Raw genomic sequence first — 25,445 nt, 5'->3', positions numbered from 1 at the left:
AATATCAGACCTAGAAAAGATCAAAGATAGAAAAGACCAGGGTGCGTTATTTTTTTAATCTCATCGTTATTTCGAGCCTGTTTTTTAAGTCTAATATTTTAGATGTTCAATTAAAAAATCAATGAATAAGCGGATGTGTCGTTGTTCATATTTATTTTTAGGATAAAGCAGGGAAAATTGTCGTTGAGTACCTGAATATTGTTGTAGGACTTCGACCAGCTTTCCTTGTTTTAAATCATTTTCAATAATAAAACGACAGGTTTGCAATAGGCCACCACCATGTTGAGCTAAGGTAATGGTCGCTAAAATATCTTCACTGCAATTCAAGTGTCCTTGCGTTTGAATCTCTACAACTTCATTTTCAATGAGCATAGACCAAGGCACTTCTTTTCCTGTGCTAGGTAAGATAAATTGAATACATTGATGATGCTGTAAATCGGCAATCTCAGTAGGTGTGCCATGTTTCTTTAAGTATTCAGGAGAGGCGACAATCAGCAAGTCGGCTTTTTCTAAACAACGAGCAATTAAATTGGATTCAGGCACATTACGCCCCCGAATTGCAAGATCAAAACCTTCCGTAATGAAATCTACATTTTTATTGGTGAGCTGTATATCCAAGTTAATTTCCGGGTAAAGCTGCTGAAATTTAGGTAAGAGAGGTAGAACTCTAAAGTGACCAAAAGGTGTTGGTAAACTCATCCGAATTGTTCCAGAAGGTTGAGCTGATTTATTTTTTAATCTTAATTCAACCTCAGCAATTTGTTTGATTGCCTGCTGACATTCTAAGAAATATTCCTCACCCGCTTGGGTTAAACGAACATTGCGTGTAGTTCGATTAAACAGTTGAATTCCTAAGCGACCTTCTAAACGAGCAATTGATCGACTTACCGCTGCGGGTGTTAAACCAGCTTGATAGGCAGCCTTGGAAAAACTTCGCTGTTCTGCAACGAGACAAAATATTTCAACACTACTCAACATTGTTCGTTTTAATGTTGTGTTCATTATATACACCATGTAATAACTGAATTGATATTGTGAGTATTTATTGTTCATGATGTTAAGAATAGCATGAAGTTAAAGCAACTTAAGGAATAAGCAGATGCAACTTTTTTACACAGCGGGTGCATGTTCACTTGCCCCTCATATCGTATTACAAGAAATTAACCAAGACTTTAATTTAGTGAATGTTTCTTTTAAAAATCACCAAACGGAACAAGGTCAGGATTTTTTGAAAATTAACCCGAAAGGTCAAGTGCCATTTTTAATCAGTGATGATGGCTTGCATTTGAGTGAGGGTGCGATCATTAGCCAGTATTTGGCTGAGACTGCTAAACGTAGTGATTTATTACCTACATTTGGCGATTTAAAGCGCTATAAAGTATTGGAGTGGATGAACTACATTAGTTCGGAATTACATAAATCGTATGCACCATTTTTTCAAAAAGGGTTTGATGATACGAGTAAAAATATTTTCAAAGAGAAATTATTAAAACAATACACATGGGTAGATGAGCAAATTCATGATTCAGAAAATCTGTTGGGGCAAGGATTTACCATTGCAGAGATTTACTTATTTGTTGTGACTCGTTGGGCAACATTTATCAATTTTGACTTAAGTCATTTGAAATCTTTACAAGCTTTTATGGAGCAAATGCAACAACATCCATCTGTACAAAAAGCAATGAAAGCTGAAGGTCTTCTTTAGGAGAAACATCCATGCCATATATTCTAATTCAAGTGACAGATGAAGGGGTGACTCAAGCGCAAAAGAAGCAATTGATTCAAGGTGCAACTGAGTTGTTGGTGAATGTGTTGAATAAGGATCCTGCAAAAACATTTGTAGTGATTGATGAAGTGCATACCGACAATTGGGGGGTGGCAGGGCAAACTGTAACAGATATACGCCAAAAATCATAAAGACAATGGAGAGTATATTATGGCTAAAACATTAGAGGATATACAGCAACTTATTCAATTGTATTTTGACGGTTTATACAACTGTGATATTGCTAAATTGCAGCAAATTTTTCACGCTAAAGCATGTTATGTTTCTGCAGTTGAAGAGCCACTGGTTATTTTAACGATGTCTGAATATTTTGCTATTGTTGAAAAGCGCATTTCTCCTTCATCTTTAAAGCAAGTAAGAAAGATAAAATTTGTTCCATTCAAATACTGAGTGAAACTACCGCAGTTGTAAGCTTGGAATGTGTCATTGAACCAAAGTATTTTTATGATGTTTTAACATTGGTTTTTAGTGAAAATCGCTGGTGGATTATTTCTAAAGTTTTTCATTATAAATTATTAAAATAAGATACTTTAATTTGGGTCAAGTCGTAGCTGCTATAAAGCTTAATCCAAAATAGATTGAGTATTACTAATTAAATCCAATGTGAGTTTTTCCAGTTGTTTAGATTGTTGTTTCCAATGATGCCAATATAGATGTAAATCAGTTCTTGCTTTGGGCATGATTTCAAGTAATTGTCCTGTTGCTAATTCTTTTTGAATTTGCATTTTAGGCACCATGCCATAACCTAAATCGAGCAAAATTGCATCCACAAAAGATGTTGCAGAAGGAATAAAGTGGCATGGATAACTGTTTGGCATTAAGCCAAAAACGTGTTGTAAAACTTCGGCATGTACATGGTCTTTATCATTAAAAATAACAGCAGGGATATGCCGTAACGTTTCACGTTGAATGCCATGCTGAAAGTAAGTGTGGATAAAATTCGGTGTAGCAACCATCCTATAAGTCATTTTACCTAAATGAATCGCCTCACAGCCTTTCATTGGTTTCGATTCGGTCGAGATACAGGCATTGACCAATCCCGCTTCAAGAAGGTGATGGGTTTGGGTTTGATCATCAATTTTTAAGTCTATAACAATTTTTTCTGTGAGTAAGGTGTGTTGAATTGTGGGTAATAGCCACGTCACCAATGAATCGGCATTAGCCGCGATATTTAATTTAAAAAATTGTGATTGTGAGCTTTGCCCTTGAAGATTCTGAATTAAATTTTGTTCCATCAAGCGATGATGTTGCAGGAAAAGTAACACTTCCTGACCTGCTTGAGTGACTTTACATGGTCTTTCTCGAATGATCAGCACTTGCCCAAGTTGTTTTTCCAAAGTTTGCAAACGTAGTGTTACCGCTGATGCTGTGATATTTAAACGAATAGCAGCTTGCTCAAAGCTACCTGTTTCGGCAACCGCTAGAAAAGCTTCACTATGCTTACTTTGTAACATGCTGATCCTTTAAAAAAATGGGCGTTTTTTATATAAAGATATAAGTTATTTTAAAAATGTCACATCATGATTAACTAAGAAAAACTTAGCTAAGATGATATTTATTTATAAATACTCATTTAAAGAGATAAGTTTGGATAATAGCACAGTCCATTCAAAACTTTAAAAGTGTAGTTTTAAAATGTTGCAAAGTTATATGCAGGGGTTGGCTATTGGGTTTAGCCTGATTATTGCAATTGGCGCTCAAAATGCGTTTGTACTCAAACAAGGTTTAAAGAAGCAACATGTATTTTGGGTTTGCGTGGTCTGTGCCGCATCTGACTCGATTTTAATTTTATTAGGTGTACTTGGATTTTCAAAAGTCATTCAAACGCATCCAGAGTTTGTCGATTGGGCAAAATATTTTGGAGCAACATTTTTATTGATCTATGGGGCGCAACATTTTCTACAAGCTTTTAGAACATCGACAGGTTTAAAACCGAGTGAAAAAAATGAATCCAAGCTGATGAAAATGCTTCTGATTTGTTTAGCTTTAACTTGGCTTAATCCACATGTTTATTTGGATACAGTGGTTTTAATTGGTTCTATATCGACAAAGTTTGAAACTACCGCACTTTATTTTGCGATTGGTGCAGTAACAGCATCGTGGTTATTCTTCTTTAGCTTAGGTTTTGGTGCACGCTTTTTACTCCCGGTTTTTCAAAATCAACGCGCATGGCAAATATTAGATTTTATTATTGCATTGGTTATGTGGGGAATTGCAATCTCTTTGCTGCTTTGATTGGTATTGTTGGATCAAGTCAGAGTAATGATCTTTTTATGAGGAAAGAGGGAACAATCTATATCGGGCTTGAGGATGTTCTCAATAAGAAGATTTAAAGTCCCTGACTCGTTTAAAGTCATGTTAACTTTAGAGCGAGTAGGGACTTTTGCAGTTAAGCTTTTTGTAGTGCTTTTAAGTCTTCTAAAACTTGTTCAGCATGTCCAGCCGCTTTAACTTTACGATACTCTTTAACCAGTTTGCCTTGATGATAAATAAATGTTGAGCGCTCAATCCCCATCACTTGTTTACCATACATATTTTTTTCTTTAATCACATCAAAGTGTTTACATAATACTTCTTCTTTGTCACTGATCAGATTAATGGTCAATGCTTGCTTCTCCGTAAAGTTTTGATGTGCTTTTACAGAGTCACGAGATACACCAATGATGGTGGTATTTAAAGCACCAAATTGATCTTTTATACAAGAGAAACCAACCGCTTGAGTGGTACAGCCAGGTGTAGAATCTTTTGGATAAAAATATAAAACTAACCAATCTGTAGAGAGCTCGGTGAGGTTGATTTCACCCGTAGTCGTTGGGAATTTCTGATTTGGAAGTTGTATTTGTTCAGTCATTATTTATCCTTAAATGCTGTTGTGTTTAAGTTCAAGTGCTAAAAAGGCATAATTTTCATGATAGAGAATATCACCTTTATTCAGTAAAAGCGGCTTTTTAAAAATTGGACCATCTATCAGTGTGGTATGAAATTCACCAGCTTCACCACATGGATCAATCCCACGTTCGATTAATTCATCCACAAAATCAGCTGTTAAAACTCTACCCAAATCTTCAACCCGCATACCGAGGTTTAAATTAATCGTCACAATGATGCTGACAAAACCCAGTTGAATAAATTCACCCACAATGTCGAGCCGTGGTTTTTGCCATAATGGCATGCATAACTGTAATTGGCTTTGCTCACAGACAGATTGGTTCCATTGCGCATGTCCAATCAGATCAATATCACCTGTAACAAGTGCTTCTGCACCCAACTGTTTGGCTTGATTGAGAAGATTTACAAATTGATGTTCATAGTCATTCCACGTGGCTGATGCTTTAAGTATAGGTAAACCAATCAGCTCGGCTTGGGCATCAATGATATCAAGTGGCATGGCATGAGAACGAGATCTTTGTCCGTGTTCTTCTAACATGACAATGAGAGCTACGGCTTGCCCACTTTGCAAAGCGTGATATAAAGCCAGGCTACTATCTTTCCCGCCACTATATGAAGCAACAAATTTTTGTTGCTGTATCACAGTATTCCATTGGTCCTGCATATGGTTTTGTATCATCCAATTGTAAAAAGAGCCTGCATGGGCAGGCTCTTTGCAATGAGAAGAAATTATTTCTTCGCTTGTGCAGCTTTCATTGCTTCTTCAGTTAAGGTTTTTAATTTACCTGTTAACTGAGGACCAAAACATGTTTGAAGGTCTTGGTTATTTTTTTGAACGAAAGCAAGTGTTGCTGGGCTTTTCTTTTGGTTAATGGCACTTTGAATTTGCCATTTTTGATCGTTGGTTAACTTACCATCAGATTCAACAGCACAGCTACAGTATTTGCTTACTTCAGCAGACGTTAATTTACCACCTTTAGCTGTTTCTGTTTTACACACACCAATAAGTGCAGATTTAACATTTGCGCTTTTATAGGCTTGTTGAACTGCATTTGATTCAGCAGCAAAAGCCGTAGATCCCATTAAAGCCGAAGCTGAAAATAAAGCAGAAAGAATAAGACTTGATTTTAAATTTTTCATAAACAGTACCTTGTTATTGCGGTATATAACGTGTTGGGTCTGCAATACCTGCATCCTTAAAACCTTCTTTACGAAGTCGGCAGCTATCACATTTGCCACAAGCACGTCCTTGGTCATCTGCTTGATAGCATGAAACCGTTTGACTATAGTCTACGCCATGTTCGATGCCTAAGCGTATTATATTCGCTTTGGATAAATGTAACAGAGGTGTTTCAAACTTAAGCGGTTTTCCTTCTACGCCTACTTTCGTTGCAAGACGAGCCATGTTAGCAAAGGCCTCGATAAACTCTGGGCGACAATCAGGATATCCTGAATAATCAACAGCATTGATACCAATCACGATTGCTTGAGCATCAAAAACTTCTGCTGCTGCAAGTGCATAAGACAAGAAAATGGTGTTACGTGCTGGAACATAAGTTACAGGAATACCATCTGTTTCATGATCAGGAACATCAATGTTAAGGTCTGTAAGCGCTGAACCACCTAAATTACCTAAATCGATATTAATCACACGATGTTCTACACCTGCACGTTGCGTTAAAGCGCGGGCTGCATCGAGTTCAGTGGTAGAGCGTTGACCATACATAAAACTTAGGGCAATACAGTCATAGTTTGCTTGAGCCCAAGCCAAACACGTCGTTGAGTCTAAGCCACCAGATAATAAGACTACGGCACGAGGGCGCATATCCAACTCTCCAAATATTAATAATTGACGATAAATTTAACGACCAGTTTCATCGTTCCAAAGCAATTTATGTAATTGCAACTGGAAGCGAACAGGGAGATGGTCTTCTAAAATCCATTGTGCTAAATCGCGTGCAAGCTGAGGCAAGCGTGCCGCACCTTTTTCCACTGCAAAAGCAGGAGAAAACCATACTGTGCTGACTTTTTGCGCTAAAGCGTATTGTTCAACTTGCTGTTTAGACCACTCATAGTCTTCACGATTACAAATCACAAATTTGATTTGATCATGTTGAGTTAAATGATCAAGATTGCTGAGTAAATTCCGTGCAACCTCACCCGAAGTTGGGGTTTTTAAATCTAAAACTTTTGAAACACGTGGGTCGACTTTAGAGACATCTAAAGCGCCGCTGGTTTCTAAAGAAACTTCACAACCTAAATCTGCTAAACGTTGCATTAAGGGTAAGGCATTGGGCTGAGCGAGCGGTTCGCCACCTGTGACACAGATATAAGGAGTTTTATAATCTAATGTTGTTTGAATTATTTGGTCAAGCGATTGGCGTTCGCCACCTTCAAAAGAATAGGTGGTATCGCAATAGGTACAGCGTAATGGGCAACCTGTTAAACGAATAAAAACAGTCGGTAAACCCGCAGTGTTGGCTTCACCTTGCAATGAATAAAAAATCTCCGTGATACGCAGCCCCGCAGACGGATCAGAAACAGGAATAGTCGAAGAACGAAGAGAATTCATGAAATTTACCACAGATTACAAAATGAAAAATCTCTACGATCACGATTGACCGTAGAGATGAGAAGCGATTGCTACGCTAGATAACTAAAATTCCACGAGGGAATATAAATTAGTCTTCGCGAAGCAATTCGTTCAAGCTTGTTTTAGCACGCGTTTTAGCATCAACTTTCTTGACAATAATTGCAGCATATAAGCTATATGTACCACATTTAGATGGTAGGCTGCCTGAAACAACGACAGATCCAGCTGGTACACGACCATAATGGATTTCACCTGTTTCACGGTCAAAAATCTTAGTCGATTGACCAATGAATACGCCCATTGAAATAACTGAGCCTTCTTCAACAATCACGCCTTCAACGATTTCAGAACGTGCACCAATAAAGCAGTTATCTTCAATGATTGTTGGGTTTGCTTGAAGTGGTTCAAGAACACCACCAATACCTACACCACCTGAAAGGTGAACATTTTTACCGATTTGAGCGCATGAACCTACAGTCGCCCATGTATCAACCATTGTGCCTTCATCTACATAAGCACCAATGTTTACATAAGAAGGCATCAATACGACATTTTTCGCTTGGAAAGAACCTTTACGCGCAACAGCAGGTGGTACAACACGTACACCAGCAGCTTTAAATTGTTCTTCAGTCCAACCAGTAAATTTAGTCTCTACTTTGTCATAGAAACGAAGATCACATGATTCAATTGGCTTGTTATCGTTTAATTTAAAAGACAATAAAACAGCTTTTTTCAACCATTGGTGAACAATCCATTCACCGTCAATTTTTTCAGCTACACGAAGTGTGCCGTTATCTAAGCCAGCAATGGCTTCTTCAACAGCTTGACGTACGTCAGCAGGACAATCTACTGCTGTAAAGTTGGCACGGTTTTCAAACGCTTGTTCAATGATCGTTGAAAGCTGAGACATGATCTTCCTTCCCAAAAAATTTTAAAAGATTCTACACCAAATTGGACTCAGATTAGATATAAAATCTAGTTTCAATCGAAAAAACTAATCTTATAATTTAAAATAAAACAACCAAATAAGTGAATTGTTAAGTTTTTATTTAATTTATTTCTTTTAAAAACAACAATTAATATCTAATTGTATCAAAAAATAACAAAAAGTAATCAATTTCTCTATTAATTGTGCGGAGAGAATCACATATTATCGTTTCGAGTCCAACACATTAATGATTAAAGAACAAACTCTATTTTTTGAGGAGACATAAATGAAAGTGTTAAAATTATTGGCTGTTACAGCTGCATTATCTGCTTCTGGTTTAGCAATGGCTGATGGGTCTGTTGTTGACCAAGGTTATGCATTTGAAGCAAACCAATTAATCCCTACAGGCGCTCGTCTTGAAGTCGGTACAACTGGTTACGGTGGTGCTTTACTTTGGACTGCTAACCCTTATGTTGGTTTAGCATTGGGTTATAACGGTGGTGATATTTCTTGGTCTGATGATTTAAAAATCAATGGATCTAAGTATGACTTAGACATGGACAACAAATTAGCGTATTTAAATGCTGAGATTCGTCCTTGGGGTGCAAGCCAAAATGTTTGGGCACAAGGTCTATATGTTGCTACTGGTGTAGGCTATGTAGATAATGAATATGGATTAGAGCGTCGTATTTCTCAGGGGCGTAATTTCTCTGTGAATAATACTGACTTTAATGCTGCATCAGATGTTCAGATAAAAGGTAAGCAAAAATACGATAACCAATTTGCACCATATGTAGGTTTTGGTTTTGCTCCAAAAATCAACAAGAACTTCGGTGTATTTGGTGAAGTAGGTGCATACTATACAGGTAATCCTACTGTTTCACTGCAACAAATAAGTGGTACAGACCAAGTAAACGGTAATGGCGATCGATTAAGTGATGCTATCCGTGGTGAAGAAAATAAAATTTCAAATGATGACAAATATAAATGGTTACCAGTTGGTAAAGTGGGCGTAAGCTACCATTGGTAATTTATTGTTGATCATGTAATAAAAAACGAGCTTCGGCTCGTTTTTTATTTTGAGCTTGGTATTTATTTATAGCTGAATTTTTAGATGAATCAAAAGCGATAGCCAAATCGAATTCCATGTGCAAAAGCATCATTATGGCCCACTTCAGATAAAGTTGAGTTTTGAATAATTGAAGTATTGGCATCTAAGTCGCTAACTTTTGCTTTATTGAATTTAAAATATTTAACACCATAAGAAATATAGCTCTGAGGATTGATGTTATATAAAGCACCCAAGCCTAAAGCATAAAAACCATCTGAAGGATTCAGTGTTCCAGCGGGATTAGCATTGCCTGAGTCCCATGAAATATCTGTAGTGGCAATCCATTGTTGTGAAAATACATGCGCAAGCCCAAGCTTTGCAGACCATTGATCCTTGTTATAATCAATCAGATTAAAAGGTTTGATCAGCTCAGGATATTGTTCGGCAGCAATCTTAACCACTGCACCAAATTGTCTAGGTTGAATTTCAAAATCTTTCCAATTGACCCACCTCAAATTGCCATAAAGAATATTCGATGACGTTAAACCTGTCTGAAGATCGAGATTGACGGATTGAGGCGTGGTGATTTGTGTTTTAGCAAAAGGAATAATACTTAAAACTTGCGCTGAAACATCCTCAGTGATTGCAGATTGATGATTGATCTTGGAACGATAGGTAATCGCAGTTTTTACCGCATACTCCGGAATTTGATAACTTAAACCTGCAAGCCAACCATGACCTGAACTTTGTTTAAGCTGTGCATGATAGCCACTCATCGCTGAATAGTTCGCTCCAAAGACTTTGAGTTCGCCCTCAAACTGTTGATAAATGCCACCTGCGTATATATTCCAATTCGCACTAGGCTGATAACCCAATAACATCGAAAGATTTTGGCTTTTAAAATTAAATTGAGCCGACTCTAAAAGTCGCTTTCCAGCAAAGCTTTGCGGGCGATATTCATAACTAAGATCCACACCATAAGGCTGATCATAAATCAGTCCAAATGAAAGTTGTGGTGCAATTTGTAGTTTTGCAGCAGCCTTGACAAAATGGTAATTGTTGACAAGATTGCCTGTTGAAAAATCTTCAACGCCGAGTTGTTTGAATTGCTCATGTTGAGGGAGTTGCCCTGAAACATCTGCATAGAGCTCTGCATAAGACAATTCTACATAATGATTCGGTTCTAAAAAAGCAAGGATAGACTGGTCTGATTTCTCCATACCTGCGGCATGGCTAAAAAGAGGAACAAAGCTTCCAAGGGTTAAGCCCCAAGCAATAGAATTCATTCATTCCCCCCGAAATAAATTGATCAGTGATAAAGATAAGACTAAATTTTATACTAAAAAGGCATGCTTATAATAAAATATTAAATAAAATCAAATAGATTAATTATTCTTAAGAGTTTGTGTTTTATTTTTAAATGATAAAAAAGAGAGCCGTAGCTCTCTATCTTTGATCGTCATGACTATTTGATGGTTTATTCCTTGATGACTTAATTTTTTTCTTAGTCATTTATCTCAAAGTTTAATCATCAGGATACGCAATTTTTTTCAATGCTTTGATATCGGCTTCCGGTGAGCAGAGTGAAATAAACTCATAGCCATAGCCACGAAGTAAATGGCCTTTACGAACCGCAATCCATGTTGTATTTAAACCGAAAATATCAGTATCGATTTGTTTTAGACGTTTATCGCGTTCTGTGTCATAAGCGACATCATTGACAATACCGACACCCATTCCCAGTTCAACATAGGTTTTGATCACATCGGCATCCAGTGCTGACATGACGATATCTACATCTAAATTGGCATCTTCAAATGCTTTATCAATTTTAGAACGTCCTGTAAAACCACCATGGTAGGTGATAATTGGAAATTCAGCCAATTTTTCTAAGGTAATCTCTTTAGGATTAAGCTTAGTCAGTGGGTGATCTTGTGGTGTAATAATACTGTGTTTCCAGTTATAGAAAGATACGCTGCCCAAATTATCTTCAGTGGTTAGTGATTCAGTTGCAATACCGATATCAGCCAAACCAAGCAATAACATTTCAGATATTTCAACAGGACTGGCTTGTTGCAAAATCAAATGAACTTTGGGAAATGCTTTTTTAAATAAATTAACAATCGGTGGTAACACATAACGTGCTTGTGTATGTGTTGTTGCGATTGTAAGCGTACCTTCATCAACTTTATTAAAATCATCGGCAAGACGTTTAATATTGTCAGCATCAATAAGCATGCGTTCAACAATACTTAACAATGCTTGACCAGGTTCTGTCAAACCTAATAATCGTTTGCCTTTACGAACAAACAGCTGTACACCCAATTCATCTTCTAAATCTTTAATATGCTTACTGACACCAGATTGTGAAGTATAAAGTGCAGCAGAGGCTTCGGTTAAGTTGTAATTTTGACGAACTGTTTCTCGGATAATTCGTAATTGTTGAAAGTTCATGATGTTCGATACCTCAAATGTGGATGAATAGGGGTAATATTCATCCTGTCGTCGATTACGCGACTTGATTTTCAAATAGGTGAAGTGTAGATGCACTTACCCAAACTGTTTGATTTGGTCGATATTGATGTAATTTTGCTTCATCAGGATTTAAAGCAATTTCAATCAGTTGTCCTTGACGATCTTGTAACTCTGCCATGACTTTACCCGCAATCCACAACTCACGTAAGAAGGTTGCTTGAATTGTATTTTCAGTCGGTTGTGTGTGAATTTTCAATTCATTTGGGCGGGCAAAGGCAATCACTTTACCATTTGCGGTTTGTGTAGCCGAAGGCAGTTGGATGCGATCTTCACCAATTTGAATGATGCCTTGATGGTTTTCACCTTCAAAACGGTTTGCTTGACCTAAAAAGTCAAATACAAACGGGGTTGCAGGCTTTTCATAAACTTCACGCGGTGAACCAATTTGTTCAATATCACCTTTGTTCATCACCACGATTTGATCAGCAACTTCTAAGGCTTCTTCTTGGTCATGGGTTACAAAGATTGACGTGATATGTAATTCATCATGTAAAGTCCGTAACCAACGGCGTAATTCTTTACGTACTTTGGCATCCAATGCACCAAAAGGTTCATCTAAGAGCAATACACGTGGTTCAACAGCCAAGGCACGTGCCAATGCAATACGTTGACGTTGACCACCAGACAATTGCGCTGGATAACGATCTGCCAAGAAACCAAGTTGTACCAAATCCAATAAACGGGTAACACGTTTTTTGATTTCAGTTTCATTTGGTCGAGTCGCCTTTGGACGAACACGTAAACCAAATGCAACATTGTCATAAACAGTCATATGACGGAACAGTGCGTAATGCTGAAATACAAAACCAACTTGACGTTCACGCACGTGAATATTGGTTGCATCTGTACCTTCAAGGATGACTTGTCCTCTATCCGTTGATTCCAAACCAGCAATAATACGCAGTAATGTGGTTTTACCACAGCCAGAAGGACCAAGCAGGGCAACCAATTGACCTTCTGGAAAATCTAGCGATATGTTTTTAAGTGCATGGAATGCACCGAAGTTTTTTTCAATATTTTTAACTTGAATACTCATGTGCAATTCCTTAAGAAACAGTTGATTCTTTACTTTCGCGATCTTGTTTTTCTTGGCGATATTCAACCCATGTTTTTAAAATCAAGGTAATGATGGCCAAAAATGCTAACAATGTTGAGACGGCAAAAGCAGCACTAATCGAATTTGGTTCGTTATATAAAATTTCAATATGCAACGGCAAGGTATTGGTTTCACCACGAATATGACCTGAAACCACAGATACTGCACCGAATTCACCCATGGCACGTGCATTACACAAAATCACGCCATAAATGAGACCCCATTTAATATTTGGAATGGTAATTTTCCAAAAGGTTTGCCAACCCGAAGCACCGAGCACAATTGCAGCTTCTTCTTCTTCTGTTCCTTGTGCTTCCATCAATGGAATTAATTCACGTGCAACAAAAGGAACAGTAATAAATACAGTTGCGAGGATAATGGCCGGTGTCGCATAGAGGATTTTAATATCATGTTCAATTAACCATGATCCAATCCAACCTTGTGAGCCAAAGATCAAAACCAGCATTAAACCAGCAATGACGGGTGAGACTGAAAATGGTGTATCAATAATGGTGGTTAAGAATGATTTTCCACGGAAATTAAACTTGGCAACACACCATGCTGCTGTAACACCAAAAATCACATTCAAAGGTACTGCAATGGCTGCAGTCAATAATGTGAGTTTGACCGCAGATAGGGTATAAGGATCAACCAGTGAAGCAAAGTAGACTTGAATCCCTTGTTTAAATGCTTCAACAAAAATAAGCACCAACGGTAGAATTAAGCAGCCTAAAAAGAAAATCAGACCAATAATTAGTAGGGTATTACGTACCCAGGCAGGTTCACGTGTCGCATCACGAGATTGCAGTTTTTCAGCCAAAGCATTGCTGTTGGTATTTAAGCTCATCGTGCGGTTCTCCCTGTACGTCGACTTGCCCAAGCTTGTACCAAGTTAATCAGGAACAAGATAAAGAAAGAAATCACCAGCATCACCACTGCAATTGTCGTCGCACCTGCATAATCATATTCTTCAAGACGGGTAATGATCATTAACGGAGCAATTTCAGTTTCGTAAGGAATATTGCCTGCAATAAAGATGACCGAACCATATTCACCTACACCGCGAGCAAATGCCAATGCAAAGCCAGTCAGTAATGCTGGAAATAAAATCGGTAAAATGATTCTTGTCACGATCTGAAAACGATTTGCACCCAATGCAGAAGCGGCTTCTTCTAGCTCAGTTTCAAGATCACTTAAAACTGGCTGTACTGTACGAACCACAAAAGGAATACCAATAAAAATTAAAGCAAGCGTAATACCTAGTGAGGTATAGGCAATTTTAATCCCTAAAGGCTCAAGCAAGTGACCAATCCAACCTGTTGATGCATATAAAGAGGTTAACGCAATACCTGCGACCGCTGTAGGTAATGCAAAGGGTAAGTCCACCAATGCATCTACTATACGTTTACCAGGGAATGAATAACGGACTAAGCACCAAGCCAATAAAAAGCCGAAAATGACATTGATCAAGGCTGCAATTAGGGCGGTGGTAAAACTGAGCTGTAATGATTTTAAAATACGTTCAGAGCTCAAGATTTCCCATAAACCATCCCAACCTACGCCTAATGATTTTATGAATACGGCAGACAGTGGTATCAGTACGATTAATGATAGATACGCTAGGGTGAAGCCTAGTGAAAGACCAAAACCTGGCAGCACTCGGGATCGCTGCGACATGATGACTCCTCAAAAGAGAGAAAGCTTATTGAAATCAATAAGCAAATTTAAAACGATTTTGCAAGCTTAAAAGGCAATGATTAAATTGCAAATTTAAATAACAACTTGTTGTCATCAGTATTACTGATAAAGAAGTTTTGCTTATCAAAAATTAAATGATCATAAATTTCAGGAAAGTGTCCAAAGCCTGATGCAACATTGATATGCCCAACCTGACCTAAATTTCGAGGCCTAATTTTCCACGCTTTCGCAAGCTTCTGTGCATCTTCAAAATTTAACCAAGGATCATTTTCAGAAATAATCATTTCAGCAGGGACCGTAATTTTCAATTCATGAAAATAAGCTTCATAATCACCGATACTGTTTCGAGCAAAACCAGCCTCACCAAAACGTGCTGGATTAGCTGGTGCAACTAAAATAATTTTTCTTACTTTAGCTACAATTTCAGGATGCTGAGCCAAAGCAGCAACCGTGGTTAAACATCCGAAACTATGTGCAACAATTTGAACAGGTTGCGTAGCATTGACGACAGTCGCAACAAATTGGGCAATCCAGTCTTTAAGAATAGGTAAGTTCCAATCCTGTTGTTGTACGCGCGAGCAAGACATGAGTTCACGTTGTAATTTAGATTGCCAGTGATCGTAATCACTACCACCAATGCCTGGAACAATAATTGTATGAATCATGTCTATGCTCCTGTTTCCTTTCGCTTAAGTTTATTTTAAACAGTTATTTACTGCTTGCATTGGCTTTTACGATTTGATCAAAAACACCATTATTTTCAAAATGTTGCTTTTGAACTTTAGTCCAACCGCCAAACTCTTTATCAATTGTGACCAATTTTAACGGTTTGAATGTTGTCGAATACTTTTGCAAGATTGCTGCATTACGCGGACGGTAGAAGTTTTTCGCTGCAATGTCTTGACCAGCAGGTGAATACAGATAATTTAAATATGCTTTCGCTAAGTTTAAGTTACCGTCTTTTTCAGCATTCTTTTCAACAATTGCGACAGGTGGTTCTGCCAAGATCGATAGTGATGGGGTAATGATTTCAAATTTACCTGGTTGTTCACGTGTAGATAAATACGCTTCATTTTCCCAAGCCAATAACACATCACCAATGCCGCGTTCTGCAAATGTCGTCGTCGAACCACGTGCACCAGAATCGAGTACTTTAGTTTGTTTATAAATTTGACGTACAAACTCTTGTGCTTTTGCGTCTGAACCATATTTATGTTTTGCCCAAGCCCATGCTGCTAAATAGTTCCAGCGTGCTCCACCTGAAGTTTTAGGGTTTGGTGTTACAATTTCTACACCTGGTTTTACCAAATCGCCCCAGTCTTTGATGCCTTTCGGGTTACCTTTACGGACGAGGAAAACGATTGTTGATGTGTACGGTGTAGAGTTTTGTGGGAATTTCTTCTGCCAGTCTTTTGGCAATAAATTTGTATTTTGTGCAATCGCATCGATATCTGCGGCCAATGCTAAAGTCACAACATCTGCTTGCAAACCATCAATAACCGCACGCGCTTGTTTACCAGAGCCACCATGTGATTGTTTAAACTGGATGTCTTGACCAGTTTTAGATTTCCAAAACGTTGCAAATTGTTTGTTAAAATTATCGTACAATTCTCGTGTTGGATCATAAGATACATTTAAAAAATCTTTTGCAGCAACGCTGAAAGATGTGGTTGAGATCAGTACTGCTGCCACAGCGAATTTAAGTTTAGAGAACTGCATTTTTTTGCCCCATTTAATTCTGAAGTTCGGTAAGATGGAGTGAGCATAACGCTAGTCTTTATCCATAAAAAATAATAAAAAACGAATTTTATATGAATAAAAGAGAAAAAGAAAATGCTTATATTGCTTATAGTATTCGTGCAAAGCCATAGGAAATTGCTTAATGATCTGTTTTAAAAATGCTCAATTTGTTGATTCTATTTCACTTTTAGATCGAGCATTTCATTATGGAGATGGTTGTTTTACCACAGTACGATTACATCAAGATGTTATGGAGTTGGAACTTTTACATCGTGCTCGATTGAAGTTGGCGGCTGAACGTTTATTTTTAGATGTGAATTTTGAGTTATTGGATCAGACGCTACAATGTTTAAGACAAAAAAATGGAATATTAAATGGCACATTGAAGGTCATCATTAGTCGGGGTGATGGTGATCGTGGTTATGCGATGCCTGAGCATGAGGCCGATCTTTATGTGGTTTATTATCCAAAAACAACTGCATGCTTCCAGCCTGAATTAATTCACAGTGGTGTATTGGATCAAGCGATTGGCTTATTGATGCCGAATTTAGTGGGTTTAAAAACCTTAAACCGTTTAGAACAAGTGTTGCTGAAAAAAGAAGCTCAGGCAAAAGGTTGGTTAGAAGCATTAGTCACAGATGTACAAGGTTCAGTTGTTGAAGGTGTGAGCAGTAATTGTTTTATTCGGATAAACAATAGATGGATTACGCCTGAACTTCGTTATAATGGCGTACATGGTGTGATGCGTGCCGAAATTTTGTCACGGATGCATTATTATGGTGTCACCTGTGAACAGCGTTTTATCGATATGGATGAAATTCGACATTTTCAAAGCCTGTTCTTTTGCAATGCCCTCAGTCCAATGAAAGTGGTCGAAACGTTGAATCATCAACATCTAGACACTCAATCCTGTGTTGAGTTATTTAATACTTTAAATTTAAGTCAGTTTAATTCTCATGCCTAAAACCAAACCTAAGCCAAAATCTAAAAAGAAAACTCAAGCCCAAGTGAGCAATAACATCTATAAAGGCATTGCGATTGTTCTGGTTGTTTTTTTGATTATTACTGCAACCATTTTAAAAATGAGTATTTTTAAAGCGTATCCAGTGACGGGTCTAAAACAAAAGCTGTCTATTTCAAATGGTGAAACCTATACCGGTTTTATTGATCAATTGGCCAAAGAAGATAAGGTCAGTTTTCCAATCATTCTTAAGCTTTATCGGAAAATTTTCATTCATGACACCATGAAAGCTGGTGTGTATGAAGTCACTAAAGGTATGAATGTACGCCAAGTATTAGAAATGGTTTCTAATATTGAAAATGCCCAGATGAGTCGACTTTTGGTGATAGAAGGGACGACAACGAAGCAATTAATTCAGTCATTAAAAAAAGATCCATTGGTTGAAAAATCGGTGATTCAGCTTCCGAGTGGTGAAATGCTGAAAGCCTTAAATATTCCTTATGATCACCCAGAAGGTTTATTTGCACCTGATACTTATTTCTTTGATAAAGGTGCAACAGATAAGCAAATCTTGACTGACCTGTACCAACGTCAAATGAAAATTTTAGATGAAGCTTGGGAAAAACGCGCGCCAGACTTACCTTATAAAAATAAATATGAAGCCTTAATCATGGCATCAATTATTGAAAAAGAAACCAGTGTAGACAGCGAGTTACGTCAGGTTTCAGGTGTGTTCTATCGTCGTTTAAAACTGGGCATGCGTTTACAAACCGATCCTACCGTGATTTATGGGATGGGTGATAAATATACGGGTAAGATTTCAAAGCAGGATTTACGTACTCCGACTGCTTATAATACATATACGATCAATGGTTTACCGCCAACTCCGATTGCATTACCCAGTAAAAAAGCCATTGAAGCAACGATGCATCCAGATACTTCTGAAAACATTTACTTTGTTGCCACAGGTAATGGTGGGCACAAATTTACAGCCAATCTGAATGATCATAATCGTGCAGTGCAAGAATATATTCAAGTTATGCGGTCTAAGAATTAAGGAATGAGCATGTTTATAAGTTTTGAAGGTACTGAAGGTGTAGGAAAAACCACGCTCATTCAAAAGTTATTTGATTACTTTCAACAACAAGGTCAACAGGTTGTTTTAACACGTGAGCCTGGTGGTACGCCTTTAGCTGAACAAATCCGTTCATTATTGCTGTCTGTTAATCATGAAGAACAGATGAGTAATGACACGGAGTTATTGCTGATGTATGCAGCACGAGCACAACATTTGGCAGCTGTGATTTTACCTGCCTTGGCAGAGGGCAAGATTGTACTGTGTGACCGTTTTGTCGATTCAAGCTTTGCTTATCAATGTGCTGGTCGCGGGTTAAGTCGAGAGAAGTTACAACTGCTCAATGAAAATTTTGTCTCTAAAATGCCAGATATTACTTTTTGGTTGGATGCGCCAATTGAATTGGGAATGAACCGTGCACGTGCACGCGGTGCCTTAGATCGCTTTGAACAAGAAAAAGTGGTGTTTTTTGAATCAGTACGCAGTGGTTTTTCTGAAATTCATTTGCGTGATTCTCAACGAATGAAACGCTTAGATGCGACTCAAGCACCAGAGCAAGTATTTGCTGAGGCGTTGAACTACTTAAAATAAATACCAATCAATCCTCTACATAAGTGAAATTGAGCAATTTATTCTGTTGATTTGAATGATAAAGGGGCTGTTGGCATTTCATAAATGGCTTGCGTTGTAGGTTAAAATTGAGCAGGCAAGGCATGAAACGAAGAGAATAGCGAGACTATTTTCGAGTTTCATAACGTAGACTGAGATAATTTTAGCCACAACCCTGAGCAAGAACAAAGCACTGCTTTGTTTGCAGCGCAAGGCGCAGCGGGGGACTAGAGTGTTTTTTGCTGCTACATGTTACCTTGCGAAACGATGTTTCTCATTATTTAGAATGACTAAATTTCGTATTTCGTGCCTAGTATTGCCTAAAAAACACTTATAGTCGCAAACATAGACGAATTGTCAACAGCCCCTAGTGTTTTGGACCGAAAAAGTCTTTATATTGTTTTAGGTCAAGGATATAAAGACTTTAATTATGAAAAGCTCGAAAGCTGAAATCGTAGAATTCTTACAGCAATTTTTTTCACCTAGCTTACAACGTTGTGAAATTGAAGAAGTAACCGAAAAAGGGGCTTCTTTGGTTTGGCATGTCAGTGATCAAGATATACGACCAGGTGGAACTGTTTCAGGTCCAACCATGATGGCCTTGGCCGATTTTGCACTCTATGTTGCGATTATGGGTGAAATTGGTTTAGTTGGTTTGACGGTTACGACCAATATGAATATTAATTTTTTACGCAAGCCAACGGGTGGTGTTGATATTCGTGGCGTGTGTAAATTGATGAAAGTGGGTAAAGCTTTAATTGTAGGTGAGGTCTGGATTTATTCTTTAGGTTCGGATGATCCTGTTGCACATGTGACAGGAACTTATTCTGTTCCACCACAAAAATAAAGCATTTAGGGATTTTAAAAATGCGTATTGGGTGAATTTTTTTAATCCCTGCTGTATTTCCTGATGGTGTTTTAATAATCACTATTTTTAGTGATGGTTAAATTGTTTTGATTATCAAGCTATATTCTTGGTTATAGCGTCATTAACAATAGACTTCTTACGTTAGTCCTTTTTAAAGCCATAGATCATCATAAAATCCCCCTCATCCTAGCCTTCTCCCGAAGGGAGAAGGGACTTTCAATACCAATCTGATTCACTCAACATGGTCATTTTTTGATTTAAGAAAGATCTTTAATGGATACTTAGATCATGTATGGGCATGGATCATAAATATCAAAAACAATAATAAATAATCAATTGTATTGATTGATATAGATGCAATTACAACTTGAGTGATATATTGAGTTCTGCAAGGGATAATGCTAATTTATTCATAATAAATAGTTTATTTTGAAAATTAATATAGATTAAATGGAATAAAGAATATGTCATCAGGTCATGAAGTCGTAGATTTGTTTAAGGAACAGGTTTTTCCTTTATCAGATAAATTGACGGAGATGTTGAATGAACACTATTCACATCAAACTGAACGCCGTGGTTGCGGTTATACGCAGGCTACACGCGTATTGGCTGAGTACATTAATTTTCCGCGTGATCAAGTTGAAGCAACTGATTTAAAAATATTTAAAGATTATGATTTTAAGAAATTAAAAAAAATTCTTGAGCAAAAAAATGCTTATGGTTTAGATATCGATGATTGGCATAACTTAGATCAAAATAAATCGATTCAAAATTTTCTTATTCAAGCCAAAGATGATGAGTTTAAAGCCTTAGTTGAACAAGAAGTTGCAATCCAAGCAAACTTAAGACGCTTATCGCAACAAGCACAATTAGAAGAAAGTCATGTGATTTGCGCTATGTTGGAAGATGTGATTTTACCCAAAACAGCAGATGAAACAGGTTATGTTGAAATTGCGACGCTAGACGGTAAGCCTAAAGTGGGTTCATGTCCAATGGCGGAAGCATTTTTCTTAAAGATTGCCCATCGTTCGATGTTAAGACAAGGCTCAATCAATATTTTTGTAGATGATCAAAATCGTCCTCTGTTGATTGAAAAAATGAACATGGGGGATAATCATTCCTGTATAAATTTACAACCTTTATTGATGAATGGAATTCGTATTCCGATTGGTTCTTTATTTTCTGTCGATTATGATATTGAACAAATTGCAAACAAAGTCCCCAATCAAGAGTTTAAAGGCTATATTATTCCCTATAAAGAGATTCAAGGTTTTTGGTTTTTGCGATTAACCACTTTAGCCATTTCACCTGAGAATCGACAAAGGGCATTTACGACACATTTTGAACAACAAGTGAATAATGGACTTTTTAGTCCTGACACAACACTTATAAAACAACTCAATGATGTTGCAAAATCACAATTGAGAGCACTCAGTCTCGGATAGCTTTATGTTAAATGTTTGTTTTTCTCCACGCTATTTTGCTCAAACACATACCAATAGCATGGAAAAACTTGTTGCAGTCGCAGAGCAACTACAGCAATTTAATGATTATAAATTTCATGAACCACAACAAATTGATCCAGAAATTTTAAAAGCCTTACATTCACCTAAATATGTCGAGGCTTTTTTAACAGGGCAACCCGCAAAACTGGCAACTTTTGCTGGTTTTAAGCCTTGGAATGAACAATTAAGAGATGCAGTACTCTCCATCAATGCTGGGCAATTGTTGGCAACTGAACTGGCATTCCAACATGGGATTGCCGCCAATATTGCGCAAGGGTTTCATCATGCCAATTATGAATATGGCGGCTCATATTGCACTTTTAATGGTTTGGCATTAATTGCACAACATTATGCAAATAAGCGCATCTTTATTTTGGATTGCGATCAGCATGGTGGTGATGGGACAGCTGATTTTACCCGCAGATTAGATAATTTATATAATTTTAGTATTTACGGTTTGGCTTTTGGCTACCCCACGTATGAACGTGCGGAAAGCCGCCACATTCATACCAAGCATGGAAGTTTTGCTCAATATACTATGGCATTGCATGAAGCGTTTCAGCGAGCGAATGAGTGGAAAGCCGATATTATTATTTATCAAGCGGGGATGGATTGCCATCAAGCAGATCCTTATGGTTCGGCATGGTTTACGACAGAGTTGATTCAAAAAAGAGAGGAAATAGTGTTTAACCTTGCCAAACGTGACAATATTCCGATCATGTTTGTACTTGCAGGGGGCTATCAGAACTTAGATGATTTAGCAAAATTACATGCTGAAACTTTTCATATAGCGCATCGTACTTATTATGGAAAAAATAAAGACTAAACTCGCTGTTAAATTTGGCTGGAATACCGTATTTTTTGGCTGAATTTAGTAATGTACGATCTGTATAAATCAATACAATGATAATTATTCTCATTTATGGTGGTTATCATGTTTATTCAAAATTTAGAAAACTTTCCAATCGTTCGTATTAGTTATCAAGCTGAAGATGCAGTTTCAGTTGATGAAACAATTGCAATTTATGAATCATTATTGAGTCGTAAAGAAACTTTTGTTTTTATCAGTGAAGGGGCTTTTCCTGAACAAAAAAATGATCATGAAGAACGCAAGCAAGTTGCAGCATGGGTTAAAGCAAAACGTGAAATTCTAAGCCAATATGTGAAAGCATTGATTCATATTGAACCTGATGAAAATATTCGACTAGAGACGCAAAAATTTGCCAATAACTTTATTAAGTTTACAGGCTACCCGATGTTTATTGTAGACAATCAACAACAAGCGCAGAAAGTCATCGACGCTGTTTTAAAGTGATAAATATATAGGCAAACCATGCTTGATAATGTGGATCCTTTTTTTGTAGATCAGATAGACCAAGCAATTATTGTATTAAAAATACATCAGCAAGTTCCTGATTGGGAGCTTGCGTCACATCAGCATGTAAAAAGCCAATTGATGATGACAGTGAATGGCTTAATTACTGTGGAAACACCATCTGGTATTTGGGTTGTTCCTGCGCAACAGGCTTTATGGATTCCATCAAATGTTCCACATAAAGTCAGTAGTTATGGTGTCTCTTGTGGTTATGTTGCATTTATTGACCCCCAACTTGATCATCTTTTAGAACCGAATTGCACCATGTTGCAAGTGACAAATTTGCTGAATGCCTTATTGGAAAGAGTAGAAACCTTGTCTGATACGGTGCTTTCAGAAAAAGACTTCCGTTTGCAGCAATGCCTGTTGGATGAAATTCAATCAGTTGTAAAGCCAACATTTTATTTACCCATTCCACAAGATCTTCGTTTAGTTAAATTGACCCGCCATTTATTAAAGCATCCTGAGCAGAATCAAAGTTTGGCTGAATGGGCAAAGTTATGTTGTATGAGTGAACGAAGCCTTACACGAACTTTTCATCAAACGACAGGGATGAGTATTAATCAATGGCGAAGAAAGTTACATGTTGTATTGGCATTACAGTGGTTAACAGAAGGAGATTCAGTGCATCAGGTTGCAATGAAATTAGGCTATGATAGTGATAGCTCATTTATTGTAATGTTTAAGAAAATAATGCAGCTTTCTCCTCGAAATTATATGCAGCAAAAATAAGGTTTTATTTTCAAATAGAAGTAGTTTTAGCATTTTATCAAAATGAATTTATAACTTTATGAATCATTAAAAGATTTGCACTGTCACATTTTAGCTTGAAGAGTTTAAATTGATTTGCGTAGACGATACCTCACCTTGTGCTACCACATCCTTGCGCTACAAACAAAGCAGTGCTTTGTTCTTGCTCAAGTGCTTTGATTTGCTCATTAAGTTACATTATATAAAAATAGCCAGAATGATCTGACTATTTTTTGTGATTTCAAAGGGTTTTAAACTGCTTCATTTACCAATGGTGTTTCGACTGTAAAGTTTGGTGGCGTTAATACCGTTTTTCTTAATTCAGGTGAAAGCTCCGGATAATCAAGCGTGTAGTGTAGACCACGTGATTCTTTACGCTGCATGGCACAACGAACAATCATCTCTGAAACCATGACCAAATTACGTAGTTCAATCAAGTTCTTACTGACATGATAATCCTGATAATATTCAGTAATTTCTTTCTTCAACATTTCAATACGATGCAATGCTCGTTGTAAACGTTTTGTGGTTCTTACAATCCCGACATAGTTCCACATGGTTTGGCGGAGCTCATCCCAGTTTTGCAGAATCACAACATCTTCATCAGGATTGGTCGATTGTGAAGCATCCCATTCAGGCACGGTCGGTATATCAAAGTGAGGATTAAACTTTGCTTCTATATCCTTGGCAGCACTCATACCATATACAAAGCATTCAAGTAGTGAATTGCTGGCCATACGGTTAGCCCCATGTAACCCTGTATACGACGTTTCACCAATTGCATATAAACCAGCTAAATCAGTTTGGCTATGCTCATCAACCACCACGCCGCCGCAAGTATAGTGTGCTGCTGGAACAACGGGGATCATATCCTTGGTGATATCAATACCGAGTTCTAATAAGCGCGCATATAAGGTCGGGAAATGTTCTTTAACAAATTCAGCCGGTTTATGACTGATGTCTAACCAGACATGACGGATGCCTAAGCGTTTAATTTCATAATCAATGGCGCGTGCAACAATATCTCGTGGAGCAAGTTCGGCACGTTCATCAAAGCGCAGCATAAAGCGTTCACCGTCAGGTAAACGTAAATACGCACCTTCACCACGCATTGCTTCCGTGATCAGAAATGAGCGTGCTTGAGGATGATATAAACAGGTTGGATGGAATTGATTAAATTCCATATTTGCGACACGACAGCCTGCGCGATATGCCATGGCAATACCATCACCTGTGGCAATATCTGGATTTGATGTATATAAATAAGCTTTCATGGCACCACCACAAGCAAGGGCAGTGAATGGCGCTAAAAAGGTATGAACTTTTTCGTTGTTTTCATCAAGTGCATAAAGACCCACCGCACGATTGGGCTGTTGTTTATGTCCTAATTTATGTGTGGTGATTAAATCAATCGCAATGTAATTTTCAAAAATATGAATATTTTTCTTTTCTTGAGCACGTTGAACCAGTGTGGTCGAAATGGCTTTACCTGTGGCATCGGCTGAATGAATAATGCGACGTTGTGAATGTCCACCTTCACGGGTCAGATGTAATTGTTCATCTTCATCTAATGTAAACTGCACACCATGGTTGAGTAAGAAATCGACAGAAGGTCGACCACCTTCAACGGTATGTTTGACGGCATCAATCTCACATAACTGTGCGCCTGCAATCATAGTGTCATCAATATGCTGTTGAATGGAATCTGTTTCATCAAGTACAGCAGCAACACCACCTTGTGCAAAATATGTGCTTGCATCGGTTAAGGTTGATTTCGCTAAAACAGCAATATTAAAATGTTCAGGCAAAGATAAGGCTAAACTTAAGCCTGCACCGCCACTCCCCACAATAACCACGTCAAATTGATGAGTTGTACTTAAATTAGACATGTCCATCAGCTAATTTGAAAAATGTTTGCTAATAACACTCTTTTTTTTAACAAATTACAATAGTCACATGTGTCAGATTTTAGTATAAATAAGATAT

The 25,445-nt window shown here is 37.6% G+C and carries 28 protein-coding genes and 1 pseudogene; 13 read left to right on the top strand and 16 right to left on the bottom strand.

What is annotated here, in order from left to right; all coding sequences use genetic code 11:
* Nucleotides 1-90: 90 nt before the first annotated feature.
* The gene (locus tag F981_RS00575) at nucleotides 91-1,002 is read right to left on the bottom strand and encodes a LysR family transcriptional regulator (RefSeq protein ID WP_004717212.1); all 912 of its coding nucleotides are present in this window, start codon (nucleotides 1,000-1,002) and stop codon (nucleotides 91-93) included.
* Nucleotides 1,003-1,099: 97 nt separating this feature from the next.
* Between F981_RS00575 and gstA the strand changes: the two genes are divergently transcribed.
* From gstA to F981_RS23825, 3 genes and pseudogenes are all read left to right on the top strand, one after another.
* Nucleotides 1,100-1,705, top strand: coding sequence for a glutathione transferase GstA (gene gstA / locus F981_RS00570; RefSeq protein WP_004717210.1), 606 nt, complete (start codon nucleotides 1,100-1,102; stop codon nucleotides 1,703-1,705).
* An 11-nt stretch (nucleotides 1,706-1,716) separates the two neighbouring features.
* The gene (locus F981_RS00565; RefSeq protein WP_004717208.1) at nucleotides 1,717-1,917 is read left to right on the top strand and encodes a 2-hydroxymuconate tautomerase family protein; all 201 of its coding nucleotides are present in this window, start codon (nucleotides 1,717-1,719) and stop codon (nucleotides 1,915-1,917) included.
* A 19-nt stretch (nucleotides 1,918-1,936) separates the two neighbouring features.
* Nucleotides 1,937-2,310, top strand: a pseudogene (locus F981_RS23825) (nuclear transport factor 2 family protein).
* A 39-nt stretch (nucleotides 2,311-2,349) separates the two neighbouring features.
* Here F981_RS23825 and F981_RS00555 read toward each other — a convergent pair.
* On the bottom strand, nucleotides 2,350-3,240 hold the full coding sequence (locus F981_RS00555; protein WP_004717203.1) for a LysR family transcriptional regulator ArgP: 891 nt from the start codon (nucleotides 3,238-3,240) through the stop codon (nucleotides 2,350-2,352).
* Nucleotides 3,241-3,421: 181 nt separating this feature from the next.
* Here F981_RS00555 and F981_RS00550 point away from each other — a divergent pair, with 181 nt between their 5' ends.
* Nucleotides 3,422-4,021, top strand: coding sequence for a LysE/ArgO family amino acid transporter (locus F981_RS00550; protein ID WP_004717202.1), 600 nt, complete (start codon nucleotides 3,422-3,424; stop codon nucleotides 4,019-4,021).
* Between the two features lie 154 nt (nucleotides 4,022-4,175).
* On the opposite strand, the gene F981_RS00545 is transcribed toward F981_RS00550, so the two are convergent.
* The 6 genes from F981_RS00545 to dapD all read right to left on the bottom strand — a co-directional run bounded on the left by F981_RS00545 (nucleotide 4,176) and on the right by dapD (nucleotide 8,178).
* Nucleotides 4,176-4,637, bottom strand: a complete 462-nt coding sequence (locus F981_RS00545) for a peroxiredoxin (protein WP_004717201.1) — start codon at nucleotides 4,635-4,637, stop codon at nucleotides 4,176-4,178.
* Nucleotides 4,638-4,646: 9 nt separating this feature from the next.
* On the bottom strand, nucleotides 4,647-5,339 hold the full coding sequence (locus F981_RS00540; RefSeq protein ID WP_004717197.1) for a Dph6-related ATP pyrophosphatase: 693 nt from the start codon (nucleotides 5,337-5,339) through the stop codon (nucleotides 4,647-4,649).
* Between the two features lie 65 nt (nucleotides 5,340-5,404).
* Nucleotides 5,405-5,815 (bottom strand): hypothetical protein, encoded by a 411-nt coding sequence (locus F981_RS00535; protein WP_004717195.1) that lies wholly within the window; start codon nucleotides 5,813-5,815, stop codon nucleotides 5,405-5,407.
* Between the two features lie 13 nt (nucleotides 5,816-5,828).
* Nucleotides 5,829-6,500, bottom strand: coding sequence for a 7-cyano-7-deazaguanine synthase QueC (gene queC / locus F981_RS00530; protein ID WP_004717194.1), 672 nt, complete (start codon nucleotides 6,498-6,500; stop codon nucleotides 5,829-5,831).
* A gap of 36 nt (nucleotides 6,501-6,536) precedes the next feature.
* Nucleotides 6,537-7,247, bottom strand: coding sequence for a 7-carboxy-7-deazaguanine synthase QueE (gene queE, locus F981_RS00525; protein WP_004717192.1), 711 nt, complete (start codon nucleotides 7,245-7,247; stop codon nucleotides 6,537-6,539).
* Nucleotides 7,248-7,356: 109 nt separating this feature from the next.
* Nucleotides 7,357-8,178 carry a 2,3,4,5-tetrahydropyridine-2,6-dicarboxylate N-succinyltransferase gene (gene dapD, locus F981_RS00520; protein ID WP_004717190.1) on the bottom strand — a complete coding sequence of 274 codons (822 nt, stop codon included), beginning with the start codon at nucleotides 8,176-8,178 and terminating at the stop codon, nucleotides 7,357-7,359.
* Nucleotides 8,179-8,482: 304 nt separating this feature from the next.
* On the opposite strand from dapD, the gene carO reads away from it, so the two are divergent.
* The gene (carO, locus tag F981_RS00515) at nucleotides 8,483-9,226 is read left to right on the top strand and encodes an ornithine uptake porin CarO (protein WP_004717188.1); all 744 of its coding nucleotides are present in this window, start codon (nucleotides 8,483-8,485) and stop codon (nucleotides 9,224-9,226) included.
* Nucleotides 9,227-9,315: 89 nt separating this feature from the next.
* On the opposite strand, the gene F981_RS00510 is transcribed toward carO, so the two are convergent.
* From F981_RS00510 to F981_RS00480, 7 genes are all read right to left on the bottom strand, one after another.
* Entirely contained in the window at nucleotides 9,316-10,533 is a 1,218-nt protein-coding gene (locus F981_RS00510; protein ID WP_004717186.1) for an OmpP1/FadL family transporter, read from the bottom strand.
* A gap of 238 nt (nucleotides 10,534-10,771) precedes the next feature.
* A complete protein-coding gene (locus tag F981_RS00505) occupies nucleotides 10,772-11,701 on the bottom strand; it encodes a CysB family HTH-type transcriptional regulator (RefSeq protein WP_004717184.1) in 930 nt (309 codons plus the stop codon).
* A 55-nt stretch (nucleotides 11,702-11,756) separates the two neighbouring features.
* Nucleotides 11,757-12,818, bottom strand: coding sequence for a sulfate/molybdate ABC transporter ATP-binding protein (locus F981_RS00500; RefSeq protein ID WP_004717183.1), 1,062 nt, complete (start codon nucleotides 12,816-12,818; stop codon nucleotides 11,757-11,759).
* Between the two features lie 10 nt (nucleotides 12,819-12,828).
* Nucleotides 12,829-13,725 (bottom strand): sulfate ABC transporter permease subunit CysW, encoded by an 897-nt coding sequence (cysW, locus tag F981_RS00495; RefSeq protein WP_004717181.1) that lies wholly within the window; start codon nucleotides 13,723-13,725, stop codon nucleotides 12,829-12,831.
* Nucleotides 13,722-14,555, bottom strand: coding sequence for a sulfate ABC transporter permease subunit CysT (gene cysT, locus F981_RS00490; RefSeq protein ID WP_004717179.1), 834 nt, complete (start codon nucleotides 14,553-14,555; stop codon nucleotides 13,722-13,724). The genes cysW and cysT overlap by 4 nt, the downstream gene beginning before the upstream one ends.
* Before the next feature lie 80 nt (nucleotides 14,556-14,635).
* Nucleotides 14,636-15,241, bottom strand: coding sequence for an RBBP9/YdeN family alpha/beta hydrolase (locus tag F981_RS00485; RefSeq protein WP_004717176.1), 606 nt, complete (start codon nucleotides 15,239-15,241; stop codon nucleotides 14,636-14,638).
* A 43-nt stretch (nucleotides 15,242-15,284) separates the two neighbouring features.
* Complete coding sequence (locus F981_RS00480) at nucleotides 15,285-16,295, bottom strand: sulfate ABC transporter substrate-binding protein (protein ID WP_004717173.1); 1,011 nt, start codon at nucleotides 16,293-16,295, stop codon at nucleotides 15,285-15,287.
* Between the two features lie 163 nt (nucleotides 16,296-16,458).
* Between F981_RS00480 and pabC the strand changes: the two genes are divergently transcribed.
* The 8 genes from pabC to F981_RS00440 all read left to right on the top strand — a co-directional run bounded on the left by pabC (nucleotide 16,459) and on the right by F981_RS00440 (nucleotide 23,441).
* Nucleotides 16,459-17,280, top strand: a complete 822-nt coding sequence (gene pabC / locus F981_RS00475; RefSeq protein ID WP_004717170.1) for an aminodeoxychorismate lyase — start codon at nucleotides 16,459-16,461, stop codon at nucleotides 17,278-17,280.
* Entirely contained in the window at nucleotides 17,273-18,334 is a 1,062-nt protein-coding gene (mltG, locus tag F981_RS00470; RefSeq protein WP_004717168.1) for an endolytic transglycosylase MltG, read from the top strand. Before pabC ends, mltG begins: the two co-directional genes overlap by 8 nt.
* A 9-nt stretch (nucleotides 18,335-18,343) precedes the next feature.
* Entirely contained in the window at nucleotides 18,344-18,943 is a 600-nt protein-coding gene (gene tmk, locus F981_RS00465) for a dTMP kinase (RefSeq protein ID WP_004717166.1), read from the top strand.
* A 448-nt stretch (nucleotides 18,944-19,391) separates the two neighbouring features.
* Complete coding sequence (locus F981_RS00460) at nucleotides 19,392-19,808, top strand: PaaI family thioesterase (RefSeq protein ID WP_004717165.1); 417 nt, start codon at nucleotides 19,392-19,394, stop codon at nucleotides 19,806-19,808.
* A gap of 485 nt (nucleotides 19,809-20,293) precedes the next feature.
* The gene (locus F981_RS00455) at nucleotides 20,294-21,274 is read left to right on the top strand and encodes a hypothetical protein (RefSeq protein WP_004717163.1); all 981 of its coding nucleotides are present in this window, start codon (nucleotides 20,294-20,296) and stop codon (nucleotides 21,272-21,274) included.
* Nucleotides 21,275-21,278: 4 nt separating this feature from the next.
* Nucleotides 21,279-22,160, top strand: coding sequence for an arginase family protein (locus F981_RS00450; RefSeq protein ID WP_004717161.1), 882 nt, complete (start codon nucleotides 21,279-21,281; stop codon nucleotides 22,158-22,160).
* A 108-nt stretch (nucleotides 22,161-22,268) separates the two neighbouring features.
* Nucleotides 22,269-22,649 carry a hypothetical protein gene (locus F981_RS00445; protein ID WP_004717160.1) on the top strand — a complete coding sequence of 127 codons (381 nt, stop codon included), beginning with the start codon at nucleotides 22,269-22,271 and terminating at the stop codon, nucleotides 22,647-22,649.
* Between the two features lie 18 nt (nucleotides 22,650-22,667).
* A complete protein-coding gene (locus F981_RS00440) occupies nucleotides 22,668-23,441 on the top strand; it encodes an AraC family transcriptional regulator (protein WP_004717158.1) in 774 nt (257 codons plus the stop codon).
* A gap of 269 nt (nucleotides 23,442-23,710) precedes the next feature.
* On the opposite strand, the gene nadB is transcribed toward F981_RS00440, so the two are convergent.
* Entirely contained in the window at nucleotides 23,711-25,354 is a 1,644-nt protein-coding gene (gene nadB, locus F981_RS00435) for an L-aspartate oxidase (RefSeq protein ID WP_016539132.1), read from the bottom strand.
* Nucleotides 25,355-25,445 lie beyond the last annotated feature (91 nt).

The organism is Acinetobacter guillouiae CIP 63.46 (assembly GCF_000368145.1).
In the GTDB taxonomy this organism is placed as follows: Bacteria; Pseudomonadota; Gammaproteobacteria; order Pseudomonadales; family Moraxellaceae; genus Acinetobacter; species Acinetobacter guillouiae.
Note: the sequence above shows the minus strand (reverse complement) of the source record. Positions and strands in the feature narration are given on the sequence as shown.

Excerpts from the sequence above, each read along its gene's own strand:
- F981_RS00535 (WP_004717195.1), bottom strand. The coding sequence starts at position 5,815 with ATGAAAAATTTAAAATCAAGTCTTATTCTTTCTGCTTTATTTTCAGCT.
- queE (WP_004717192.1), bottom strand. The coding sequence starts at position 7,247 with ATGAATTCTCTTCGTTCTTCGACTATTCCTGTTTCTGATCCGTCTGCG.
- F981_RS00485 (WP_004717176.1), bottom strand. The coding sequence starts at position 15,241 with ATGATTCATACAATTATTGTTCCAGGCATTGGTGGTAGTGATTACGAT.
- F981_RS00445 (WP_004717160.1), top strand. The coding sequence starts at position 22,269 with ATGTTTATTCAAAATTTAGAAAACTTTCCAATCGTTCGTATTAGTTAT.
- F981_RS00550 (WP_004717202.1), top strand. The coding sequence starts at position 3,422 with ATGTTGCAAAGTTATATGCAGGGGTTGGCTATTGGGTTTAGCCTGATT.
- F981_RS00500 (WP_004717183.1), bottom strand. The coding sequence starts at position 12,818 with ATGAGTATTCAAGTTAAAAATATTGAAAAAAACTTCGGTGCATTCCAT.
- gstA (WP_004717210.1), top strand. The coding sequence starts at position 1,100 with ATGCAACTTTTTTACACAGCGGGTGCATGTTCACTTGCCCCTCATATC.
- cysT (WP_004717179.1), bottom strand. The coding sequence starts at position 14,555 with ATGTCGCAGCGATCCCGAGTGCTGCCAGGTTTTGGTCTTTCACTAGGC.
- queC (WP_004717194.1), bottom strand. The coding sequence starts at position 6,500 with ATGCGCCCTCGTGCCGTAGTCTTATTATCTGGTGGCTTAGACTCAACG.
- F981_RS00450 (WP_004717161.1), top strand. The coding sequence starts at position 21,279 with ATGTTAAATGTTTGTTTTTCTCCACGCTATTTTGCTCAAACACATACC.
- F981_RS00480 (WP_004717173.1), bottom strand. The coding sequence starts at position 16,295 with ATGCAGTTCTCTAAACTTAAATTCGCTGTGGCAGCAGTACTGATCTCA.
- F981_RS00440 (WP_004717158.1), top strand. The coding sequence starts at position 22,668 with ATGCTTGATAATGTGGATCCTTTTTTTGTAGATCAGATAGACCAAGCA.
- mltG (WP_004717168.1), top strand. The coding sequence starts at position 17,273 with ATGCCTAAAACCAAACCTAAGCCAAAATCTAAAAAGAAAACTCAAGCC.
- F981_RS00510 (WP_004717186.1), bottom strand. The coding sequence starts at position 10,533 with ATGAATTCTATTGCTTGGGGCTTAACCCTTGGAAGCTTTGTTCCTCTT.
- F981_RS00545 (WP_004717201.1), bottom strand. The coding sequence starts at position 4,637 with ATGACTGAACAAATACAACTTCCAAATCAGAAATTCCCAACGACTACG.
- cysW (WP_004717181.1), bottom strand. The coding sequence starts at position 13,725 with ATGAGCTTAAATACCAACAGCAATGCTTTGGCTGAAAAACTGCAATCT.
- dapD (WP_004717190.1), bottom strand. The coding sequence starts at position 8,178 with ATGTCTCAGCTTTCAACGATCATTGAACAAGCGTTTGAAAACCGTGCC.
- F981_RS00505 (WP_004717184.1), bottom strand. The coding sequence starts at position 11,701 with ATGAACTTTCAACAATTACGAATTATCCGAGAAACAGTTCGTCAAAAT.
- F981_RS00455 (WP_004717163.1), top strand. The coding sequence starts at position 20,294 with ATGTCATCAGGTCATGAAGTCGTAGATTTGTTTAAGGAACAGGTTTTT.
- carO (WP_004717188.1), top strand. The coding sequence starts at position 8,483 with ATGAAAGTGTTAAAATTATTGGCTGTTACAGCTGCATTATCTGCTTCT.
- pabC (WP_004717170.1), top strand. The coding sequence starts at position 16,459 with ATGATCTGTTTTAAAAATGCTCAATTTGTTGATTCTATTTCACTTTTA.
- F981_RS00575 (WP_004717212.1), bottom strand. The coding sequence starts at position 1,002 with ATGAACACAACATTAAAACGAACAATGTTGAGTAGTGTTGAAATATTT.
- tmk (WP_004717166.1), top strand. The coding sequence starts at position 18,344 with ATGTTTATAAGTTTTGAAGGTACTGAAGGTGTAGGAAAAACCACGCTC.
- F981_RS00540 (WP_004717197.1), bottom strand. The coding sequence starts at position 5,339 with ATGCAGGACCAATGGAATACTGTGATACAGCAACAAAAATTTGTTGCT.
- F981_RS00460 (WP_004717165.1), top strand. The coding sequence starts at position 19,392 with ATGAAAAGCTCGAAAGCTGAAATCGTAGAATTCTTACAGCAATTTTTT.
- F981_RS00555 (WP_004717203.1), bottom strand. The coding sequence starts at position 3,240 with ATGTTACAAAGTAAGCATAGTGAAGCTTTTCTAGCGGTTGCCGAAACA.
- nadB (WP_016539132.1), bottom strand. The coding sequence starts at position 25,354 with ATGGACATGTCTAATTTAAGTACAACTCATCAATTTGACGTGGTTATT.
- F981_RS00565 (WP_004717208.1), top strand. The coding sequence starts at position 1,717 with ATGCCATATATTCTAATTCAAGTGACAGATGAAGGGGTGACTCAAGCG.